The organism is Pseudomonas fragi (assembly GCF_002269505.1).
Classification (GTDB): Bacteria; Pseudomonadota; Gammaproteobacteria; order Pseudomonadales; family Pseudomonadaceae; genus Aquipseudomonas; species Aquipseudomonas fragi_D.
The window spans coordinates 49,953-65,585 of the sequence record NZ_NQKQ01000012.1 but is presented as its reverse complement, the minus strand read 5'-3'; the positions used below and the strand labels follow the sequence as shown (position 1 = coordinate 65,585).

General features: G+C 61.6%; 14 protein-coding genes. 1 reads left to right on the top strand and 13 read right to left on the bottom strand.

The window, feature by feature from the left end:
• Positions 1 to 32: 32 nt before the first annotated feature.
• Entirely contained in the window at positions 33 to 1,460 is a 1,428-nt protein-coding gene (locus CJU81_RS12750; protein WP_095036907.1) for an FAD/NAD(P)-binding protein, read from the bottom strand.
• A 74-nt stretch (positions 1,461 to 1,534) separates the two neighbouring features.
• Positions 1,535 to 2,935 carry an LLM class flavin-dependent oxidoreductase gene (locus CJU81_RS12745; RefSeq protein WP_095036906.1) on the bottom strand — a complete coding sequence of 467 codons (1,401 nt, stop codon included), beginning with the start codon at positions 2,933 to 2,935 and terminating at the stop codon, positions 1,535 to 1,537.
• Positions 2,936 to 3,197: 262 nt separating this feature from the next.
• On the opposite strand from CJU81_RS12745, the gene CJU81_RS12740 reads away from it, so the two are divergent.
• Complete coding sequence (locus CJU81_RS12740; RefSeq protein WP_095036905.1) at positions 3,198 to 4,451, top strand: acyl-CoA dehydrogenase family protein; 1,254 nt, start codon at positions 3,198 to 3,200, stop codon at positions 4,449 to 4,451.
• 27 nt (positions 4,452 to 4,478) lie between these two features.
• On the opposite strand, the gene CJU81_RS12735 is transcribed toward CJU81_RS12740, so the two are convergent.
• The 11 genes from CJU81_RS12735 to benA form a co-directional block, all read right to left on the bottom strand.
• Positions 4,479 to 5,456 carry an ABC transporter permease gene (locus CJU81_RS12735; RefSeq protein ID WP_095036904.1) on the bottom strand — a complete coding sequence of 326 codons (978 nt, stop codon included), beginning with the start codon at positions 5,454 to 5,456 and terminating at the stop codon, positions 4,479 to 4,481.
• Positions 5,453 to 6,448: an ABC transporter permease gene (locus CJU81_RS12730; RefSeq protein WP_095036903.1), complete on the bottom strand. Its 996-nt coding sequence runs from the start codon at positions 6,446 to 6,448 to the stop codon at positions 5,453 to 5,455. The genes CJU81_RS12735 and CJU81_RS12730 overlap by 4 nt, the downstream gene beginning before the upstream one ends.
• Positions 6,435 to 7,979, bottom strand: coding sequence for a sugar ABC transporter ATP-binding protein (locus CJU81_RS12725; RefSeq protein WP_095036902.1), 1,545 nt, complete (start codon positions 7,977 to 7,979; stop codon positions 6,435 to 6,437). The genes CJU81_RS12730 and CJU81_RS12725 overlap by 14 nt, the downstream gene beginning before the upstream one ends.
• Entirely contained in the window at positions 7,976 to 8,923 is a 948-nt protein-coding gene (locus tag CJU81_RS12720) for a sugar ABC transporter substrate-binding protein (RefSeq protein WP_254924871.1), read from the bottom strand. The genes CJU81_RS12725 and CJU81_RS12720 overlap by 4 nt, the downstream gene beginning before the upstream one ends.
• Before the next feature lie 305 nt (positions 8,924 to 9,228).
• Entirely contained in the window at positions 9,229 to 10,152 is a 924-nt protein-coding gene (gene catA, locus CJU81_RS12715; RefSeq protein ID WP_095036900.1) for a catechol 1,2-dioxygenase, read from the bottom strand.
• Between the two features lie 42 nt (positions 10,153 to 10,194).
• Positions 10,195 to 10,485, bottom strand: a complete 291-nt coding sequence (catC, locus tag CJU81_RS12710; RefSeq protein WP_048361578.1) for a muconolactone Delta-isomerase — start codon at positions 10,483 to 10,485, stop codon at positions 10,195 to 10,197.
• A gap of 141 nt (positions 10,486 to 10,626) precedes the next feature.
• Positions 10,627 to 11,745 (bottom strand): muconate cycloisomerase family protein, encoded by a 1,119-nt coding sequence (locus tag CJU81_RS12705; RefSeq protein ID WP_095036899.1) that lies wholly within the window; start codon positions 11,743 to 11,745, stop codon positions 10,627 to 10,629.
• Positions 11,746 to 11,771: 26 nt separating this feature from the next.
• Positions 11,772 to 12,533: a 1,6-dihydroxycyclohexa-2,4-diene-1-carboxylate dehydrogenase gene (locus tag CJU81_RS12700; RefSeq protein WP_095036898.1), complete on the bottom strand. Its 762-nt coding sequence runs from the start codon at positions 12,531 to 12,533 to the stop codon at positions 11,772 to 11,774.
• A 19-nt stretch (positions 12,534 to 12,552) separates the two neighbouring features.
• Complete coding sequence (gene benC / locus CJU81_RS12695) at positions 12,553 to 13,563, bottom strand: benzoate 1,2-dioxygenase electron transfer component BenC (RefSeq protein ID WP_095036897.1); 1,011 nt, start codon at positions 13,561 to 13,563, stop codon at positions 12,553 to 12,555.
• Positions 13,564 to 13,632: 69 nt separating this feature from the next.
• The gene (benB, locus tag CJU81_RS12690) at positions 13,633 to 14,121 is read right to left on the bottom strand and encodes a benzoate 1,2-dioxygenase small subunit (protein WP_095030188.1); all 489 of its coding nucleotides are present in this window, start codon (positions 14,119 to 14,121) and stop codon (positions 13,633 to 13,635) included.
• Positions 14,118 to 15,476, bottom strand: a complete 1,359-nt coding sequence (gene benA, locus CJU81_RS12685; protein ID WP_095036896.1) for a benzoate 1,2-dioxygenase large subunit — start codon at positions 15,474 to 15,476, stop codon at positions 14,118 to 14,120. Before benA ends, benB begins: the two co-directional genes overlap by 4 nt.
• Between the last annotated feature and the right edge of the window lie 157 nt (positions 15,477 to 15,633).

The window sequence follows — 15,633 nt, the reverse complement described above, 5'->3', positions numbered from 1 at the left end:
CCCTCGCTCGCCAGCAGAGGGTTGCAGGTGGATTACAGCATCACCAGGCGTTGAGCCAACGCCTTGGCCTGCAAGGCAACATCGGTCACCGCGGTACTTTCCCACCACATGCCGCGCAATGGCGGGCCCATCGCGAACAATCGCGACGCAGGCTCGGCCTGCGCATTGAGCACCGCGCCGCCAGCATCGCTGGCAATGCCCAGGCCCAGATTGCCGGGCAGGATCAGCCCGCGCTGCAACAACTGGCGTGGCAAGGCTTTATCCACCCGGCGCCAGTCGTATTCAATGCCGGTGGAGTTGATCAGAGCATCCCCCTGCACCCATACCGCTTCGGATTGCCCGCGATATCGCAAGCGAATGCGCAGCCCCGAGCTGTCCACGCCTTGCAACGACGCCGCATTGATCGTCAGCCGCCCTTCTTCGATCAGCCGTTGCAACAAGGCATCACCCTGGGGCGGCGAACGGTGGTGATGGCTCTCCCACCAGGGCCGCACATGGCGCACAAACTGGCGGCGCTGGGCATCGCTGGCCTGGCTCCAGAGCCTGGGGATATGCACACGCACGGTGTCCAGCGGGGCCTGCCAGTCGATGCCCCGGGCCTGGGCCAAGGCGCATTGGCGACGCAGTTCACGCAACAACTGCAAAGGGCTGCGAATGTGCACGGCCAGGCTCAGGAAGTCTTCCCAAACCGGTGGCTGGCGCCGTACACGGGGCAGCAGGCCGTGACGGGAAAAGACCTCGATCGGGCCCCGATGCCCTGCCTGGTTCAGGGACTCGAGGGCATCGACCATGGTCAGCCCCGAGCCGATGATCAGCACCCGGGCATCCACCGGCAATGCGCGCATGGCGTCGATATTCCACGGGTCCAGCGCGGCCGCATTCAAACCGCTCGACTGGCGCTGGGCCGTGCGCGCCGCCGGGAACATGCCGGTAGCCAACACCGCAGCCCCTGCCTGCAACGGCTCGCCGTGCTTGAGCGTGACCCTCACGCCATGCGCCTGGGTGTGCAGGTCGACCACCTCATCGCGTACATGGGTCAGGCTTGAGCCGTTGCACTCGCCGACGGCCAGGGCCTGCGCCAGCCGCTGCTGGGCATACAGGCCAAACAGCCCGCGTGGCGGGAACAGTTCGGCTACCGGCACAGGCTGCACCGCCGACTCGGGCCAGCCACCCCCGGCGATATGGGCTTGCAGCCAGCGGGTCAGGTCGTCGGCATCATCCGGTTCGACGCTCATGCGCGCGGCATTGCCATTGAGGGTATGCCCCAGCTCGGTGGCGCTGTAGGCCTCGCCCCGGCCCAGTTCGGCCCGGGGTTCCACCACCACGATATGCCGGGCACCCGGCAAGCGCAGCAGTTGCATGGCCAACAAGGTGCCGCTCAGGCCACCGCCAACAATCAACACATCAGCCTTGCGGATGGCGTGGGTTGCCTGTCCGCTTGGCGCATCACTTAAGGTCATTCACTCGTTCCTGGATTTATTGAGCGCTGAACGCAGGGTCAGTCACTGACCCTGCCTGTGTCCAGCCCCTGGTTTCAAGCAGGCTCTGTTGCGCGGCTGCGGTTGAGTTCGCCCAGGTTGCGGTAGCCCGCTCCCGGATGCCCGGGCGCAAGACGCGGACCTTCGCCAAACAGCTTCTCGCGCAGGGTGCCCGGCGCGTACTCCTTCTTGTACACGCCGCGTCTTTGCAGCTCGGGCACCAGCAGCTCGACGGCGTCGGTAAAGGTCTCATGGGTGATGGCGTAAGCCAGGTTGAAACCGTCCACATCGGTCTCGGCCACCCATTCTTCGAGCAGGTCGGCCACGGTTTCGGGACTGCCGACAAACAACGGGCCAAAGCCGCCGATGCCCACCCAGTCGGCCAGGGCATTGGGAGTCCAGAGGGTGTTGGGGTCCGCCGTGGAAAAGGTCTCGACCGCCGATTGAATGGCATTGGTGTGCACATGCTTGAGCGGTTCGTCTGGCTTGAACTGGCTGAAATCGATGCCGGTCCAGCCGCTGATCAGGGCCATTGCGCCTTCGTAGCTGACATAGCTTTTGTATTCTTCGAATTTGGCCTTGGCCAGGGCATCGGTCTCGCCGAGAATCACCGTCTGCAGATTGAAAATCAGGATTTTTGCAGGGTCTCGTCCGGCTTCGGCAGCACGGCGGCGGATATCGGCGACGGTTTTTTTCAACAGTACCTTGGACGGCGCAGCCACAAACACACACTCGGCCTGCTCGGCGGCGAACTGCTTGCCCCTGCTGGAAGCACCCGCCTGATAAAGCACTGGAGTGCGTTGCGGTGAGGGCTCACACAGGTGTATGCCGGGCACCTGGAAGTGTTTGCCGAAATGGCGGATTTCATGGATTTTGCCCGGATCACTGAACACCCGCTTCTCGCGGTCGCGCAGGATCGCGCCCTCTTCCCAGCTGCCTTCCCAGAGCTTGTAGCAGACCTCCAGATATTCCTGGGCATAGTCATAGCGCGCATCATGCTCGGTCAGGGCTGGCTGGCCGATATTCCTGGCGCCGCTTTCCAGATACGAGGTGACAATGTTCCAGCCCGCACGGCCCTTGGTCAGATGATCGAGGGTCGACAGACGCCGGGCGAAGGGATACGGGTGTTCAAACGACAGCGAGGCGGTGAGGCCAAAACCCAGATGCTCGGTCACCAGCGCCATCGGCGGGATCAATTGCAGTGGATCATTGACCGGCACCTGTGCGCCCTGGCGGATTGCCGCATCGCCATTGCCGCGATAGACGTCATAAACGCCCAGCACATCGGCGATAAACAGCCCGTCGAACTTGCCACGCTCAAGGATCCGGGCCAGGTCGGTCCAGTATTCAAGGTCCTTGTACTGCCACGAGCGATCACGGGGGTGGGCCCATAAGCCCGGGGACTGATGCCCGACACAGTTCATGTCGAAGGCGTTGAGACGAATTTCACGGGACATCGAATTGCTCCACGGCAAGGCATTTGAAAGGGGCTGTTGCACAGGCCGTGCCGGTTTTGACCATCGCTCATCCTTGTAGCCTCGCTGCGCTGCGCAGCGGCTACCGAGCTGTTGAAATCGGGACAAGCTGTGGGATTTTCGTACAGTTTGTTGTTGCCCAGGCAACACATTGGCGAGTAATTCCCAGATTTATCCGGCCTGCAAGCAGCGGCACAAACCCTGCAACCCCACGTCAGGAACCTTCCATTTCAGGAGAACAGCCATGACCGCATCACCTCTGTCCGTGGGCACCGACTACGAAACCCTGGCCAAGCGTTTCCGCCCGCTGTTTCGCAGGATCGCCGCCGGCACGCTAGAGCGCGAACAGGCCCGCGAGTTGCCCCATGAACCCATCCGCTGGCTCAAGCAGGCAGGCTTTGGCGCAGTGCGGGTGCCGGTTGAATACGGCGGAGCAGGAGCGTCCCTAAGTCAGCTGTTCCAGTTGCTGATCGAACTGGCCGAGGCCGACTCGAATATCCCGCAAGCACTGCGCGGTCATTTCGCCTTTGTCGAAGACCGCCTCAACGCGCCACCCGGCCCTGCGCGCGGATCCTGGTTCGCACGCATTGTGGCGGGTGAACTGGTGGGAAATGGCTGGACTGAAGTGGGCGCGGTAAAGCTTGGGGAAGTCCTCACCAGGATCAGCCCCCAAGGCGAAAGCTACCTGCTCAACGGTGCCAAGTACTACAGCACCGGCAGCATCTTCGCCGACTGGATCGATGTATACGCCCGGCGTTCGGACAACGGCGCCGATGTGATTGCCCTGGTGCAGGCCAACCACCCCGGCGTTACCCAGAGCGATGATTGGGACGGCTTTGGCCAGCGCACGACCGGCAGTGGCACGTCGGTGTATGTGGACGTGCCCCTGAGCGCCGAAAACGTGATTCCCTTTGAAACGCGTTTCAAATACCAGACTGCGTTTTACCAACTGGTGCTGCTGGCCGTGCTGGCAGGTATTGGCCGGGCGGTGGAACGCGATATCGCGCAAGAAGTGCGTGAACGCAAGCGGGTGTTCAGCCACGGCAATGCCGAAACCGCCAGTGGCGATGCGCAAATCCTGCAAGTGGTCGGGCAGATAGCGGCTCAGGTGTACGCGGCAGAAGCCGTGACCCTACGCGCGGCCGAACCGCTGCAAAGGGCCTACGTCGCACATCTGGCCCAGAACACAGAGGCCGAGCGCCAAGCCAATATCGACGCCGAAATAGAGACCTCCAAGGCGCAGGTGGTGGTCTCGGAATTGATTCTGCGGGCGACCAGCGATCTGTTCAACGCCCTGGGTGCCTCAGGGGTAAGCGTCAGCAAAGCGCTGGATCGCCACTGGCGCAATGCGCGCACAGCGGCCTCCCACAACCCCTGGATCTACAAAGCGCGGATTGTCGGGGACTGGACAGTCAACGGCACCGAGCCGCTATCTGTGTGGCAAATCGGCAACAGCTTCCCTCACCCCACTCCTCTCGCAGATCCCACGCACGCTTGAGTACCCCGCCAACCTGTCCTCTCTCGCTCAGTAAGAGGGGCTTTGGCGCCGGCTGGCAAAACTGAACGCCAGCACCAGCAAAATCAGCCCTCCGGTCGCCACCTGCTGCCAGTAGAAATTCCAGCCGATCAACAGCAACCCATTGGCAATCACATTGATAAACAACACCCCCAGCAGCGTGCCGGGGATGTTGGCGCGCCCGGTTCGGCTCAAGGTGGTGCCCATAAACACCGCGCCGATGGCATTAATCAAAAACGCATTGCCCGACATCGGCACATAAGCATTGACCGTCGAACTGAGCACAATCCCGGCCACGGCACAGGCCAGCGCGCTGGCAATAAACACCTTGAGGCTGATCTGGCGGATCGACAGACCCGAATATCGCGCCAGTTGCACCTGAGTGCCCACGGCCAGTATCTCCCGCCCCAACCGCCCACGCGCCAGGATCACCCCGTATACCGTCGCCACCGCCAGCACCAGCCACAAGGGCAGCGGCATGCCCAGCCATGTCACCGCGGTGAGGCCCGGCAAAACAGGCTGCGCGATGTAGATCGGCTGCCCGCCGTCAGAGAGCAACTGCTGCACGCTGGTGCCGATGAACAGGGTGCCTAGCGTCGCCAGAAACGGCGTGATGCCCAGGCCTGCGATCAACCCGGCATTGAAGCTGCCCACCAGCGCCCCGGCCACCAGTGCTCCGGGAATGGCGACGACCAGCCCATAGCCGCCATTGAGCAACACAACAAAGGCCAGGCTGGCGAAATCCACCGCGGTGCCCACCGACAGGTCAATACCCCCCGCCGCGACGGCCCAGGTCATGCCAATGGCGACAATCGCCAACAAGACAAAATTGTTCAGCACAAGGCTGCTCAGATTGCCAAGGCTCAGAAACCCCGGCGCCGCCACGGAAAAAAATGCCACGATGGCAACGATCAACAGCGGCAGAATCCCCCGCAGCAAGCGGGATAACAGCGGCCTGGATACAGCAGTTGCAGCCAGCGTGGTCATAGCCCGCCCTCCTCTTTGCGCAATGCACTGGACATGGCCACCACCAACAAAATCAGTACCCCCTGCACACCGTTGACCCAGAAGCTGGCGATGTTCAGCAACTGGAAACCGTTAATCAAAAAACCCAGTAACAGCGTTGCCAGCAAAGTCCCGGGGATGTTCGCCACCAGCCGCCGGGAAAACACCACCCCCAAAAAAGCGATGGCCACCACTGACAGCAACATGTCCCCGGAACCCGTAGTACTGCCGCTAAAATACGCTGCCGAACAAAAGGCCGCGACGCCAGCACACAGGCCGGCAATCAGATAGCTGGAAAACACATAAAGCCCGACGCGCAGCCCGGCTGCCCGCGCTGCTTCGGGGTATTCGCCGACCGCGTACAGGCGCAAGCCATAGGGGCTGTGCTGAATCAACAAACCCAGCAGCAAGGCAACCGCCAACAACATCCAGGCAAGCGCTGGCACCTGCAGCCACTCACCCATGGCCAGGGTATCCAGCAAGGCCGAGTCGGTGGGCAGTACGCTGTTCTGGGTCAGCACCAGCTCCAGTCCGGCAATCAGGTTCATGCTCGCCAATGTTGCGAGCAACGGCGGCAGACGCAGCACCACTACGGTAAAACCGTTCAGCGCACCAACCGCCAGCCCGCAGAGCAAGGTCAGGCCAATCGCTTGTACCGTGTCAAAACCGGCATTGTTCAAGCTGCTGTAAACCGCAGCACACAGGCCCAGATTGGCTGCCAGCGACAGGTCGAGGCCACCGGCAACCACATTGGAGCCGCCCCCGATCACCACACAGGTCAGACCGAACGCCAGAATCCCCAGGATCGCCGACTGGGCAAACACATTGGCAATATTGCCGGGGCTGAGGAAGTTCGGTGCAGTCACGGCCAATACCGCCAGAATTAGCAAAAACGCCCCTGACGAGCCGCGCCGCAGCACCAGCAGACCCAGCCGGCGAGCCAGCGGCTGGGCAAGGATTTCAGACCAGGGCATGTTGCGTCTCCCGCACGGGGCAAAGGCCTGGGGCGGTCCCTTCATGGGCCCCCGTGGCACAGGCCAGCAGGCGATCGCTGTCAACCTGACCGGCATCGAACTCTGCGGCCAGGGCGCCACGGTGCATCACCAGAATGCGGTCGCTGATGCCAATCAGCTCCGGCAAGTCCGAAGACAGCACCAGTACCGCAGCACCTTGGCGGGCCAGGCGACTGATCAAGCGATAAATCTCGACCTTGGCGCCGATATCGATCCCGACGCTGGGCTCGTCCAGCAGATACACCGTGCAGTCACGGCCCAACCATTTACCCAACGCTACTTTTTGCTGGTTGCCGCCACTCAAGTGCCGCACTGCCGTATCGTGGCCGGCGGTCTTGATTCCCAGCTCGGCAATCAGCCGATCGCTTTCGCGTGCCTCATCTGCCGCATTTAGCAGGCAGGCACGAGTGAAACGCGAGAGCCCGGCCAGGGTCAGGTTTTCCAGGACCGAAAGCAGCGGTGCCACCCCGTGGATACGGCGCTCTTCGGGCACCAGCGCGATGCCTTTGCGTACCGCGTCGCGAGGTGATTTGAAGCGCGTGACCTGACCGTGCAAATGCACGCTGCCACGTTCGGGCTGCACCAGGCCAAACAAGCTTTTGAGCAGTTCCTTGGCACCGGAGCCGACCAGCCCGGTCAGCCCCACTACCTCACCACGGCGCAGGCTCAGGTTGATATCGCGGTAGGCCAGGCCTGCGCCCAGCCCCTTGAGCTGCAGCACCACCTCACCGGGTGTGACCACAGTTTTGGGGTACATCTCGCCGACATCCCGATTGACCATCAACCGTGCCACCTGTGCCGTCGAGGTACTGCGCGGGTCGACCACCGCCACGGTGCGGCCATTGCGCAACACCGTGACGCGGTCACACAGGCTTTCGATTTCTTGCAGGTAGTGGGAGATATACACAATCGTCAGGCCCTGATCACGCAGACCGCGGATGATTGCCAGCAGTTGGTCGACCTCGCGCTTGACCAGTGACACGCTGGGTTCGTCGAACACCAGAATCTTTGGCTTGGCCAGCAAGGCGCGGGTAATTTGCAAAATCTGCCGCTGCGCACTGTCCAGTTCGCTGACCAGCGCTCCCGGGGGGAACTCCAGGGCAAAATACTCACGTAGCAGCCGTGCCGCCTCGCGGTCCTGGGCACGCCGGCGCAGAAAAGGCCCGTATCTGAGCTCATGGCAGAAAAACAGCGCTTCACCCACGGTAAAGCTACCCGGCAACAAGCGCTCCTGATGAATGAAATGCACACCCAAGGCTTCGATTTGCCGGGGCCCGAACCCGCGTAATACCTGCCCGTCGATGGCCAGGGTACCGCTGTCGGCCCGATGAATGCCTGCCAGCACCTTGATCAGGGTCGATTTACCGGCACCGTTCTCACCGACCAGCCCGTGAATCGAGCCCCGCTCGACACGCAGGTCAACCTCATCCAGGGCCCGGGTCACCCCGAAACGCTTGCTGATGCCCTGCAAATGCAGCGCGGGGGCCGTCATTGATCGCCTCGCAGTGCTTGCACCTGTTCAAGATTGGCCGCGGTGGTCAGCAGGGTCGGCACTTGTGTTTCCCTGGGCAAGTCATTTTGCCCGGCCAGATAGCGCGCCACATTCTGCACGGCGGTTTTGCCGATCAAAGCCGGTTGCTGGGCGATCACCGCACCGACCGGCGAGTCGCTACGTTTGAGCAGTTCCAGCACTTCTGGCGTGCCATCGACGCCGTAGGTCTTGATCTCGGTGCGCCCGGCATCTACCAGTGCCTTGCTGGCACCCAATTGCGGAATATCCCAGGCAGACCAGATCGCGGTCACACTGCCTTTGGGGTATTTATTGAGCAATGCACTGACCTGACTGTAGGCGTCCTGCACGGTGTTGGGGATCACATCGCGCAGCTCGGGATCAATGATCTTCAGTTCGGGATGATCCCTGAGGGCCAGTTTGAGCTGGTCATAACGGATCGCGCACACTGGCACCCCATAAAAACCGTTGAACACCAGAATATTGCCTTTGCCGCCGCTGTCGGCCACCAACTGGTCGGCCAGATGCTTGCCGGTGGCGACGTTGTCCGACGTGGTGTTGTTGAGGCTGTATTGCGACGGCGCATCAATAGTAAACAGAGGAATGCCAGCCTTGCTGATGCGCTTGAGCCAGGGGTCGATCACGCTCAGGGTGCCCAGTGTCTGGATCACCGCATCGGGTTTTTGCGTGACTACCGTTTGCAGTTGCGTTACCAGGTTTTTATCGTTGCGCCCGGCATCCAGGGTAATGGGCGTACCGCCCAGGCGCTTGACCTCGGCAACCTGCGCTTCGAACGCTTTGACATCGAAGTAGTGACTGGTGCCGGTCATGCTGATGGCGATGCGTTTGCCGGCCAGCGAAGGCACATCGCTGTCCTCAGCATGGGCCAGTGACCCCAGCCCGAGGCTGACCACCGCCAGCGCCATGGCCTGCCAGAAGCGAGTAGAAGAAAAGTGCTGTTTGCGGGAAGTGGCAGCAGGCATGACGGTGTTCCTGAAGGGTATTTCCAGGAACGTTGCACAGACCATGCCGCAGCCCTTTGGGCCTGTGGCACCGGCGGGCAGCGCTGTGGCGTCGCGCACAGTGCTGCCTGTTTACCAACAGTCTGTCGGACAACTGTTGTCGGGCAAACACTTACTTCCAGGCCGGGCCCGGGACTTAAGCTGCGGCCTGCTGTCAAAAACGTTTCGAGCACCTCGCCCAGCTTATCGAATACCAGGCCAATACGTTGCTAAGCCTGCTGCAAGGCCCGCGGGCGATGGCTGCGCTGTTCGGCAGCAGGCGCGACGGCCTGTTGCAACTGGAAGTCAAAGGTCAACTCGGCATAACGCCCCGCCACATCACGGGCACCGTCGTCGCGAAATTGCACTTCGCCCACCAGGCCTTCGCGGGTGGCATAGGCAAAGTCGTCCCACAGGTATTTGTCCCCGGACAGGTTGATCTGGGTGGTCAGGTGACGGTGACCAGGGGCCGAGATAAAGAAGTGCACATGGGCCGGACGCTGGCCGTGACGGCCCAGTTGGTCCAGGCATTCCTGGGTCGGCCCCTGCGGGTCGCAGCCGTAGCCCGATGGCACGATACTGCGGGCGCGATAGCGACCTTCGGCATCCGTGATGATGCGCCGGCGCAGGTTGTACTCGGACTGGCTCTGGTCAAAAAACGAATAGGTGCCCTTGGTATTGGCGTGCCACAGGTCGACCGTGGCCCCGGCCAGCGGCTTGCCCTGGGTGTCGAACACCTGGCCTTCGAGGAACATCACGGTGGCCCCCTCCTCGCTACCATCGTCCATGCGCGTCTGTGCTTCAAATATCGGGGCACCGGCTACATACAGCGGGCCTTCGATGGTGCGCGGAGTACCGCCGACCTGACCGGCTTGATCGTCCTTGGCGTCCTGCAACAGGTCGATAAAATGTTCGATGCCCAGCCCGGCCACCAACAGACCGGCTTCCGAGCGAGCGCCCAGACGGTTGAGATAGTCCACGGACTTCCAGAATTCGTCCTCGCTGATGTCGAGGTCTTCGATGATTTTGGCACTGTCCTGCAAGACCCGCAGGATGATGCTTTTCAGGCGCGGGCTACCGGTGTCGCTGGCAAAACCGGCGGCTTCTTTGAAGAAGCTCTGGACGGCAGCGGTATGGGAAATTTTCACGGTCATGGGGCTCACCTCATCTTGTTCTTGTGCAAGGGATAGAAAGCGTTAACGGTCGTCGCTGTGGATCGAGGAAGGATGACGGCACAGCCCTTCGATCTCGATATCCATGTAGGGGAAGAGCGGCAATTGCAGCAGGGTGTCGTGCAGGGCCTCGACACTGGCCACGTCAAATACGCTGTAGTTGGCGTAGTGCCCGGCGATGCGCCACAGGTGGCGCCATTTGCCTTCCTGCTGCAGGCGCTGGGCCAGTTCCTTTTCATCGGCCTTGAGTTTTGCGGCCTTGGTCGGGTCCATGTCGAGCGGCAGGTTGACGGTCATTTTTACGTGGAAAAGCATGGGGGGTGCTCCTTGAAAATCATTACTGCGTAGTCGCTGCCGAGGAACGAAGGCTGCGAGCTTGTTAACCGCGTCCCTGCCAGATAAAAGCTCGCAGCCTTCGTTCCTCGGCAGCGACTACAGGTCTGGAAAGGCCTGGGATCAGCGGCTGAAACGCGCCAGGCGTTCTTCGTCCAGCGCCAGGCCAAGGCCCGGGGTACGCGGAATGTGCAGCTCAAAATCCCGGTACTGGGGCGCCTCGGTCACGATGTCTTCGGTCAGTAACAGCGGCCCGAACAGCTCGGTGCCCCAGGTCAGTTGCTTGAGGGTGAGGAAGGCATGGGCCGAAGCCAGGGTGCCCACCGAGCCTTCGAGCATGGTGCCGCCGTACAGGGCAATACCGGCGGCCTCGGCGATATGCGCAGTACGCAGCACCGCACGGGGCCCGCCGTTTTTCGCGATCTTGAGGGCAAACACGCTGGCCGCACCGTCCGCCGCCAGGCTGAAGGCGTCTTCGACACTTTCGATGGATTCGTCAGCCATGATTGGCGCCGGGCTGCGCAGGTTCAGGCGCACCTGCCCGGAGCGGTTGACCCGGGAAATCGGCTGTTCGATCAGGTCAATGCCGTTGTCACCCAGCACCTGGCAGCCCCGGATGGCCTGGGACTCGTCCCAGTACTGGTTGACGTCAACCCGCACACTGGCGCGATCGCCCAGGGCCTTTTTGATCGCCAGCACATGCTTGAGGTCTTGTTCCAGCGGGTTGGCGCCGATCTTCAACTTGAAGATGCGGTGCCGACGTCTATCGAGCATCTGTTGGGCTTCGTCAATGTCGCGACCGGTGTCGCCGCTGGCCAGGGTCCAGGCCACTTCCAGGCTGTCGCGCACGCGCCCGCCCAGCAACTCGCTGACCGCCAGGCCCAGGCGCTTGCCCTGGGCGTCGAGCAGCGCGGTTTCGATCCCGGATTTGGCGAAGGTATTGCCCTTGGCAATCTTGTCCAGGCTTTGCATGGCAGCGTTGATATTGGCCGCCGGCCTGCCCACCAGCATCGGTGCCAGATGCGCATCGATATTGGCCTTGATGCTTTCCGGACTTTCATATCCGTAGGCCAGGCCGCCTATGGTGGTGGCTTCGCCGATGCCTTCGATGCCGTCGCTGCACCGCAGGCGCACAATCACCAGGGTCTGCTTGCGCATGGTGTGCATGGCCAGGGTGTGCGGGCGGATGGTCGGCAGGTCGACGATCTGGGTAGTCAGGCTTTCAATCAGGATTTGGTTCATGGCAGTTGTCCTTTTTGTCAGGGCGGTCAGCCGAGGTCGCCGCCGCCCACTGGCAGGGTTACGCCGGTGATATAGGAGGCTTCGTCGCTGGCCAGGAACAGGATCGCGCCCACTTGTTCATCGAGGCTGGCGTAGCGTTTCATCAAGCTGCTGTCCAGGGTCTGATCGACGATTTGCTGGTACCAGACTTTCTCGTCCGGGGTTTGCTCGGCGTCATTGCGCGCAATCCGCCGCGGCGGTGCTTCAGTACCTCCCGGTGCGGTGGCATTGACCCGAATACCGCGCCCGGCATTCTCGAATGCCAGGCAGGCCGTGAGTGCATTCACGCCCCCCTTGGCCGCGCCGTAAGGTACGCGGTTGACGCTGCGGGTTGCGATTGAAGAAATATTCACAATCGCCCCGCTGCCCTGCTCCAGCATGTACGGCAACGCCGCATGGCAACACCACAGGGTGGGAAACAGCGAGCGGCGCACTTCAGCCTCGATTTCTTCGACCTGATAGTGCTCGAACGGCTTGGCCCAGAGGGTGCCGCCCACGTTATTGATCAGCACATCGAGACGGCCAAATGTTTTTACCGCCTCAGCCATCACCCGTGCGCAGTCGGCGTACTGCTCAAGGTCGGCGGTCAGGGCTAGCACGCCCTCGCCCTCAAGCTCAAAGACCAGCTCGGAACGGTCCACCGCGATCACCTGCGCGCCTTCGTCCAGCAGGCGTTCACACACGCGCCGGCCGATGCCCTGGGCGGCGCCGGTGACCAGCGCGACCTTGTTGTCGAATCGTTTGTTCATGGCAAGCTCCAGTCAAGTTTCACGCCGCAGCGGCAAACTTCTCGTAGTAGAAATTGGCCGGGGTAATGCCCTGCTCGCGGATGTAAACGTTGACTGCTTCCACCATCGGCGGCGGGCCGCACAGGTACACATCGACATCACCCTGGTTGAGGTGGCATGGCTCGATATGCTGGGTGACGTAGCCCTTGAGCGGATGCTGGCTCTGCGGGTTGGCCACGCAGGCACTGAAACTGAAGTTGGCAATGCGCTCGCTCAAGGCTTGCAGGCGATCGAGTTCAACCAGATCAAAGTCATTGCTTACGCCGTAAATCAGATGCACCGGATGGGCACTGCCCTGCTCGGCGATTTTTTCCAGCATGGCGGTAAACGGCGCCAGCCCCGTACCGCCAGCCAGCAGCAGCAACGGCCGGTCGATGCGCCGCAGGTAGAAGCTGCCCAACGGCCCGGCCAGGGTCATGCTGTCGCCCGCCTTGGCGATGCCGGTCAAAAAGCTGCTCATCAGCCCGCCCGGCACGTTGCGAATCAGAAAGCTGACCTCGCCGTCCTTTTGCAGGGTGCTGAATGAATAGGCTCGCGTCTGCTCGCTGCCGGGCACGTTGAGGTTGACGTACTGGCCCGGCAAGAAGGCCAGGCTGCTCAGGGACTCACCCTTGAGCGACAGTGCGATGGTGCTTTCGGACAACTGGCGAACATCGCTGATGGCCGCCTCGAAACTGGCCTGGCGAGTCTTGCACAGCGCCGACGAAGCCGGCACACGCACCACGCAGTCGCTGGCGGCACGCATCTGGCAGGTCAGCACATAGCCCTGCTCAACCTCGTCTGCGCTGAGGGCATCTTCGATGTAATCCTCGCCCAGCTCATAACGTCCGGCCTCGGCAAAGCATTTGCAGGTACCGCAAGCGCCGTCACGACAGTCCAGCGGAATATTGATGCCCTGGCGGTAGGCCGCGTCAGCGACGGTTTCCTGGCCATTGGTTTCGATAAAACGGGTCACCCCGTCTTCGAAGTTGAGGGCTATTTGAAAGCTCATAATGTACCTCGCAGGCAATGCCGGGCCCGGGTGCCGGCGGGCACCTTCAGGCGCGCATCAACGCGTTGATCAGATGTGGTAGATGTCGATGACCTGACGCACGTAGTCATTCTTGAGCACGACTTTCTTGGCCTTGATCAGCGGCTGCGGGCCGCGCATGTCGAGGGTGTAGAAGCTGGTGCCGAAGTAGCTGTCGCAGGTCTTGTAGCGATAGCTGAGGGTGTGCCAGTTGAACCGCACATGGCACAGGCCATCGGCTTCGTCGACGATCTCGATATTGCTCAGGTTGTGCGAGGTACGGGTGTCGGGGATGGTCGCACTGGAGCGCTCGGTCTTGATGCGGAACACGCGGTCTTCCAGGCCGCCGCGATTGCCGTACCAGATCAGCGATATTTCGCTTTGCGGGTCTTCGGTCAAGGTGTCGTTGTCATCCCAGCACGGCATCCAGAAGCTGGCATCGGCGGCGTACAACTCCAGCCATTGATCCCACTGGGCGTCGTCCAGGTAACGCGCTTCGCGGTACAGAAAGTCGCGCACAATCGCGTAGAGGCTGTTCATTGCACAGCCTCCACGGGGATCAGCGCCGGTTCGCCAGCGGTGGCCTTGAGCATGGTTTGCTGCCAGTACTTGTGTTGCAGCACAAACAGGCCTTCGTCTTCGGTGCGCACGCCAGACAGCAGCGGCTTGAGGTCGATCTCTTCGGCCGCCGCATCGGCGCCCTCGACCCAGTGCCCGGCACCCCGGGACATGTCATTCCAGCCGCGCCCTGCGCCGTAACCGGTCTGGCAGGAGCGGAACTCTTCCAGGTCATCCGGGGTGGCCATGCCACTGACGTTGAAGAAGTCTTCGTACTGGCGGATGCGTTTGGTGCGCGCCTCGCTGCTCTCGCCCTTGGGCGCGATGCAGTAGATGGTGATCTCGGTCTGGTTCACGCTGATCGGTCGGGCAATGCGGATTTGCGAGCTGAACTGATCCATCAGGTACACGTTGGGGTACAGGCACAGGTTGCGCGAGTTCTCGATCATCCAGTCGGCGCGGGCCTGGCCGAAGTCGCGGGCCAGTTCGTCGCGGCGCTCGTAAGCCGGTCGATCCTGGGGGTTGGCCCAACGGGTCCAGAGCAGCAGATGGCCGTGATCGAACGAGTAGAAACCGCCGCCACTCTTGGCCCAGCTGCCGGCGCTCATGGTTTTTATTTCTTCCCCGGCTTCGCGCAGGGTGCGCTGGTTTTGCGTGGCGGCGTAGTTCCAGTGAACGGAACTGACGTGGTAGCCATCGGCGCCATTTTCGGCGGTGAGTTTCCAGTTGCCTTCGTAGATATAGGAACTGGCGCCGCGCAGCACTTCCAGGCCATCGGGAGACTGGTCGACGATCATGTCGATGATCTTGGCGGATTCGCCCAGGTGCTCGGCCAGGGATTTCACGTCGGGGTTGAGGCTGCCAAACAGAAAGCCGCGATAGGACTCGAAACGCGCCACTTTGCTCAGGTCGTGAGAGCCTTCGCAGTTGAAGGCTTCAGGGTAACCGGCCGCAGCCGGGTCCTTGACCTTGAGCAGCTTGCCGCTGTTGTTGAAGGTCCAGCCGTGGAACGGACAGGTATAGCTGGCACGATTGCCAGTCTTGTGTCGGCACAGCATGGCGCCACGATGGCTGCAGGCGTTGAGAAAGGCATTGAGTTCACCGGCCTTGTTGCGCGCAATGAAGATCGGCTGGCGGCCCATGGTGGTGGTCAAAAAGTCGTTGACGTCGGGGATCTGGCTCTCATGTGCGAGGTAGATCCAGTTACCCTCGAAGATATGGGTCATTTCGAGTTCAAAGAGGTCAGGGTCGGTGAACATCTCGCGCTTGCAGCGGTAGATGCCCTTCTCCTTGTCGTCTTCAAGCATGGCATTCAAGTAATCGATACCCAGGGACATGGCCGGGGCCTCCGTTGTTATTATCCAGGCCGGGTCAGGTTAGGGAATCGATGTGCGGGGCAATATCCGTTTACTGCGGATCGCTATCCGATTAGTGCGCAGAGCGGCCCTCACCCCAACCCTCTCCCTGAGGGAAGAGGGAGCTGGTTTGAAGCGC

Coding starts and splice junctions, on each gene's coding strand:
- CJU81_RS12750 (WP_095036907.1), bottom strand. CDS start 1,460: ATGACCTTAAGTGATGCGCCAAGCGGACAGGCAACCCACGCCATCCGC.
- CJU81_RS12745 (WP_095036906.1), bottom strand. CDS start 2,935: ATGTCCCGTGAAATTCGTCTCAACGCCTTCGACATGAACTGTGTCGGG.
- CJU81_RS12740 (WP_095036905.1), top strand. CDS start 3,198: ATGACCGCATCACCTCTGTCCGTGGGCACCGACTACGAAACCCTGGCC.
- CJU81_RS12735 (WP_095036904.1), bottom strand. CDS start 5,456: ATGACCACGCTGGCTGCAACTGCTGTATCCAGGCCGCTGTTATCCCGC.
- CJU81_RS12730 (WP_095036903.1), bottom strand. CDS start 6,448: ATGCCCTGGTCTGAAATCCTTGCCCAGCCGCTGGCTCGCCGGCTGGGT.
- CJU81_RS12725 (WP_095036902.1), bottom strand. CDS start 7,979: ATGACGGCCCCCGCGCTGCATTTGCAGGGCATCAGCAAGCGTTTCGGG.
- CJU81_RS12720 (WP_254924871.1), bottom strand. CDS start 8,923: ATGGCGCTGGCGGTGGTCAGCCTCGGGCTGGGGTCACTGGCCCATGCT.
- catA (WP_095036900.1), bottom strand. CDS start 10,152: ATGACCGTGAAAATTTCCCATACCGCTGCCGTCCAGAGCTTCTTCAAA.
- catC (WP_048361578.1), bottom strand. CDS start 10,485: ATGCTTTTCCACGTAAAAATGACCGTCAACCTGCCGCTCGACATGGAC.
- CJU81_RS12705 (WP_095036899.1), bottom strand. CDS start 11,745: ATGAACCAAATCCTGATTGAAAGCCTGACTACCCAGATCGTCGACCTG.
- CJU81_RS12700 (WP_095036898.1), bottom strand. CDS start 12,533: ATGAACAAACGATTCGACAACAAGGTCGCGCTGGTCACCGGCGCCGCC.
- benC (WP_095036897.1), bottom strand. CDS start 13,563: ATGAGCTTTCAAATAGCCCTCAACTTCGAAGACGGGGTGACCCGTTTT.
- benB (WP_095030188.1), bottom strand. CDS start 14,121: ATGAACAGCCTCTACGCGATTGTGCGCGACTTTCTGTACCGCGAAGCG.
- benA (WP_095036896.1), bottom strand. CDS start 15,476: ATGTCCCTGGGTATCGATTACTTGAATGCCATGCTTGAAGACGACAAG.